The organism is Mojavia sp., assembly GCF_059505145.1.
Genome location: NZ_JCACKA010000030.1, coordinates 1 through 4,744 on the forward strand (window position 1 = coordinate 1; position 4,744 = coordinate 4,744).

The following is a 4,744-nucleotide window of genomic DNA, read 5'->3' on the forward strand; positions in this document are numbered from 1 at the left end:
GGCATTTATTTTTGATCTTAGCTCGTCGTTAAAGATCCCAAATGGATTCTATAAGTCGTTATGGAATCAGGCTTTCCATCGCCATTGTAGTCCTCAATTTGGGATGTGAGCTTCCCTTTGTTGTCATATGTATAAGTCGTTATGGAATCAGGCTTTCCATCGCCATTGAAGTCCTCAATTTGGGATGTGAGCTTCCCTTTGTTGTCATATGTACAAGTCGTTATGGAATCAGGCTTTCCATCAAGAGCGTGATCGTGAATAGCAGATATGAGGTTCCCCTTAACATCATAAGTATAATTACCTATAGCATCAGGCTTGCCATCACCATTTTCGTCAAAAATTACGCTTGTCTTTCTTCCTTTAGCGTCATAAGTATAACTAGTTATAGATTCCGGCTGCCCATCAGCATTGTGGTCATCTATTACGGATGTCAGGTTACCTTTAGTATCGTATGTAAAAGTCATTATAAAGCCAGAGTTTTCGGATATCAGGTTACCTTTGGCATCGTATGTATAGTTAACTACCCTGTCAAATATTCCGTCACCATCGAAATCTAAGCTTCGAGTTATTAACTTGTATTGTTGAGCCATTGTCTCAGCTAGTAATAATACTAGCGTGAAATTACTGAACTAATTATATAAACAAACTATATATCTAAAGATTAATTTTAAATAATGGTGTTACTTACTTGGTTAGCAGTATTCGTAACGCTATCAACGATGAGATACGCTTTAGCTCTTTTGCTTGCACCTGTTCCTGGGCTACTTGCACAACTGATTACTGTTGGCATTGTTTTGTGTTTACTCACTTACATTGTCATGCCTCAATTGACTCGATTGTCTTACAAATGGCTGTACCCAAACTCTTAAACCTAAGTAGAGACGTTGCGGGAGCAAAGTCTCTACAGCAGTGTATCTGTCAACTACTTTTTTCAAACTGGTATTAATTTAGATTCTTTTGAATTCTCAACTGAAGTGGAATGAGTAGCAATATCTACGGAAAACCCTACGAGGAACGTACTTCAACTATTTACATATTCCAGCACTCGTTCAAATGAACAATGCTCCCGCAGTCGGTGCAATAAAAAACTGCCTTGGAGCAAGTCCACAGCAGTACTTTCAAAGAAGAGCTTTACAGTCCTACATATATGGGAGACGAATAGGCTGTTGTCTCCTAGTTTACGTATAGTGATTTTGGTATGTAGTCAGATACAGCGAGAGTTCTCCACTTTCCGGACAAATTACAAAAATCTTGAAGCAGGTATGGCACAAGGTACAAGTTGACTGTTCAAGTGTTGATAGGATAATCACCAGCCTTAACAGCAGCGATCGCTCTCAACTTCTGACATAATATTGTATGACTTGTTCTCTAGTGATGACTTCTTGAGCTATTAAAACCAATAATGCTTCTAATGCAGCACCCCTAACATATTCATTAGCTTCTGGATTTTCTATAAGTTGTTTTATCGGCTCAATATTTCCTCCACTAACGGAAGCGAGTATTCTGCATAAATCCTCAGTTACTATGTCTCCAGTTACATCTAATGCAATATTTCCGGGAACTGAAAAAAACTTGATTATTGTAAGATATGCTGATACTTCCCTAAATTGTGCCAGTAAATATAAGGCATGAATATGTAAAATATAGTCTGATTTCTCTAGTAGCTCTTCTAGATTATTACTCAGTTTTTCTAAGGTTTCTATTAATATAGGAGTTATAGCTTCTCGTTCTTCAATAGCTCTTTCTAACGCTAAACGCGGAAATTCTCTAGTATTATTTTCTAGCTGGGCTAAAATTTCTTCTATTTGCATCTGTCCAAGATTGGCACTATTACTCTAATTAACTTCAAGTAGTTTATCAAGCTGAGTACTGCAATTTATTAATTTTTGGGATAAATTTAATACTTTTACACTTGGCGCTCGCTCAATATTCTCAAAAACAAAAGCCCGATGTATAACTGGTAATATGCCGAAAATTCTCAATTGTAATTACTGTCTGCTGTATGCCCATAATCCTCACATAGTCTGTGCTGTCCATCCAACGGGAGTAGACGGGGATAGCTGCATCGACTTTCAAGAAGACTCAACTGCCCAAATTGAGGAACTATGGCAGCCAGAGGGAGCAACCTATTACAACGGCGAGTTGATTCTACAGCCTCGCCCACGCTGGACACAACAGCAACAGTTAGAATTGCTTGATTGGCATCCGATTTTTACTGGTAAGTGTCCGCAATGTGGCTATGAGTTTGAATCTAAGTACACCTCAAGGGTGCATTGGGATTGCCCTGAGTGCGGCTTTGTGGATGATACTGTCTAAAGCTAGACCAATCTCTAACTACTGTTGTATTAAAGGCGTTTGAGTTGGCGGGTGTTCAATCTTTCCCTCAGAGTAACCGAGTTCATACATACTCGCTGCTTCAACATCTTGTTGGGGTGGTGTTTTGGGTTTTCCAGCCCAGGCATCAGATTTTCCCAAGCTGAACCAATCTTCATCAGTCATTCCAGAACCGGATTCGTCGGGAGTTGTTGTGTTCATTGATCCACCAGTGAGTAGTTAAAGTTTGGTTGTAGCTCTAACCCTATGATGTTTGCACTACCTTTAACCAAAAACCTGTACCCTCAGAAAGAACAAGTAGAAGTGATTGCGAGGAGCGCGCAGTGCAATCATGCAATCGCTTATGAAGCTGGAATGTGGAAACAGCCCAAACCCTGAGTGGTACTTCACGAATAAATCGGTGTAGGGTGTTTCAGCTTTTGAGATGGGCAAGCTCATCTCTCAAATCTTGTTAGAGATGGATTTCAGTTGGTTGAGTCAAGATGACATTGCAGCGCAAATCTTGGATATGTATGGCGGCCACAGCAGAAGTATTTATTAATTTTATTTACACTTTTTTGGTTAAAAACAGGAGCATCTTCTGAATTTCATCGCCCCAAACCCTTTTATTTAGAAGCTGATAGCCCAATTGCGTTCTTCTAGCTGAAATTATTATTTAGTTCTTGGGGTGATCGTGGGCAGGACTATATCGCTATAATCCTGACCGAAGAGGCGGAGGGGCAGGGGGCAGGGGGCAGGGGGAGCAATCCCTGTCTTGAAGCCGTGAAGCGGAGCGGAACATGGGTATCAAGCTCCGTCTTTCTAAGACGCTCTGAATTGGTCAGAGTACAAGATCCGTTACTACCTCGCCCCTGCTCCCTGCTCCCTGCTCCCCTGCTTCTTCTGACCACGACACCCCTGTTATTGATTTTTTGAACATACTTTCATCAAGAGATTGGGATGAATACCACCGCGCACAAAGTTGCCCTTGAATACACAAACACCATCCAAACCGAGAAAAAAGAACAGATCCCCCCAACCGCGCTCGATGAGCAGTACGATACTGCCACTATAATGGGCGGACTTTACGGCGACGGGATAATTGGGTTGAAAGCTGCGTTCGAGCCAACGTGGGCAGATCGCCTCGGTGAGGATATTGAAGTTCTCTTATGTGAATCGCTCACGCGTCCTGGTGGAGTGGTAGGACGTGGCCCTAACCGATACTACGTAGAAATTCACCCAGAAAGAATCAGGGGGTTTCTCGATCTCGTAACACATCCTTGGGTAGTGGCAGTCTCAAAAGCTGTTCTTGGTGAGAACTACAAAATCGTTGAGATTGGGTTTGACGTGCCTCTTCCTGGTTCCATGAATCAGCCCTGGCATCGTGACTTTCCCGCACCTGATGCCACCTTAACGGGACGGAGGCTCAACTCGCTCGCCTTCAACTTGACAACCGTGGACGTTGAAGAGGATATGGGGCCTTTCGAGATCGCACCCGGCACCCAGTGGGATTGGCCAATCGGCTTTCAGCACGAAATGTTTCCGCCTAAATCTCTAATCAACCGATACCAAGAGCGCGCTGTGAGGAAGATGCCCAAGCGTGGAGATATATCTGTGCGTTCAGCATTGAGCATTCATCGGGGTACTGCCAACCAATCCCAAAAATCGCGCCCGGTGCTAGTGCTTGGTGTTGATGCTCCAGATGCCCAAAATGCAGAGCGGCACGATCTCCAGTTTACTCGTGCTTACTACCAGACTATACCAAAAGAGTACCGAAAGCACTTCGCCTGCCGAATCGTTGACGAACTAGAACCTATCGTACAAGCACATACCATCGAGGGACTTGTTATGGGGGAGGGTTAACTTTTCGCTGGTTCAGGTTAAAACATATAGATTAGCTTTTCATAGTGCAAGCTTTAATGTCAGATTGCAAAACCCAAGCGCCCCTGGACGCTACCAGCTTCTACTCCACCAGAACAAATACCATTCGGGGATCAGCCTTTGTATCATATTCTTAAAAGAAAAGGGCGATCACGGTTTGGGGGTGCGATCGCTCAAGTACTCAACTAGAGGAAAAAACAGATGTACAGTGATGAACTTTTAGACGAGATGACCAAGCTAGTTTTTATGGGTGAACTACCCCGCCTTGGCTTCCCCTGAAGGCTGGGCTTCTGTACTCACAGGCGAGTGCCGCAACTTAGACTTTCGCCCTAGTTTTGGTCTGACCTCCCCTCCTACAGCAGAGACGACTGAACCTTCCGCCTTTATCATTCTGATGCCTTCTGCTCTAATGTTCTGCGCGGCGTTAGCGTCCCGATAATACCAACTTTCAATCCGCTTGTGAGCTATGAGCCACATGGCGGTAAAACTCATAACTGTTGTGAGTGCATCCAAGTAAGGAAAAGAAGCTTGCTCTGTAAATATTGCTGGC

Annotated in this window: 7 protein-coding genes; 3 read left to right on the forward strand and 4 right to left on the reverse strand. The window is 43.4% G+C overall.

Annotated elements, in window-relative coordinates; genetic code table 11:
- Positions 1–17 precede the first annotated feature (17 nt).
- Entirely contained in the window at positions 18–590 is a 573-nt protein-coding gene (locus AC5JL8_RS04715) for a hypothetical protein (RefSeq protein WP_495878624.1), read from the reverse strand.
- A 129-nt stretch (positions 591–719) separates the two neighbouring features.
- Between AC5JL8_RS04715 and AC5JL8_RS04720 the strand changes: the two genes are divergently transcribed.
- The gene (locus AC5JL8_RS04720; RefSeq protein ID WP_495878630.1) at positions 720–869 is read left to right on the forward strand and encodes a hypothetical protein; all 150 of its coding nucleotides are present in this window, start codon (positions 720–722) and stop codon (positions 867–869) included.
- A gap of 465 nt (positions 870–1,334) precedes the next feature.
- On the opposite strand, the gene AC5JL8_RS04725 is transcribed toward AC5JL8_RS04720, so the two are convergent.
- On the reverse strand, positions 1,335–1,811 hold the full coding sequence (locus tag AC5JL8_RS04725) for a DUF1186 domain-containing protein (protein WP_495878625.1): 477 nt from the start codon (positions 1,809–1,811) through the stop codon (positions 1,335–1,337).
- Between the two features lie 154 nt (positions 1,812–1,965).
- Between AC5JL8_RS04725 and AC5JL8_RS04730 the strand changes: the two genes are divergently transcribed.
- On the forward strand, positions 1,966–2,316 hold the full coding sequence (locus tag AC5JL8_RS04730) for a transposase family protein (RefSeq protein WP_495878626.1): 351 nt from the start codon (positions 1,966–1,968) through the stop codon (positions 2,314–2,316).
- Positions 2,317–2,334: 18 nt separating this feature from the next.
- On the opposite strand, the gene AC5JL8_RS04735 is transcribed toward AC5JL8_RS04730, so the two are convergent.
- Positions 2,335–2,535, reverse strand: a complete 201-nt coding sequence (locus tag AC5JL8_RS04735) for a hypothetical protein (protein WP_495878627.1) — start codon at positions 2,533–2,535, stop codon at positions 2,335–2,337.
- 738 nt (positions 2,536–3,273) lie between these two features.
- Between AC5JL8_RS04735 and AC5JL8_RS04740 the strand changes: the two genes are divergently transcribed.
- Positions 3,274–4,176 (forward strand): phytanoyl-CoA dioxygenase family protein, encoded by a 903-nt coding sequence (locus tag AC5JL8_RS04740; RefSeq protein ID WP_495878628.1) that lies wholly within the window; start codon positions 3,274–3,276, stop codon positions 4,174–4,176.
- Positions 4,177–4,449: 273 nt separating this feature from the next.
- On the opposite strand, the gene AC5JL8_RS04745 is transcribed toward AC5JL8_RS04740, so the two are convergent.
- Positions 4,450–4,744 (reverse strand): nicotinamide mononucleotide transporter (locus AC5JL8_RS04745; RefSeq protein ID WP_495878629.1); only part of this gene is annotated, 295 nt, incomplete at its 5' end.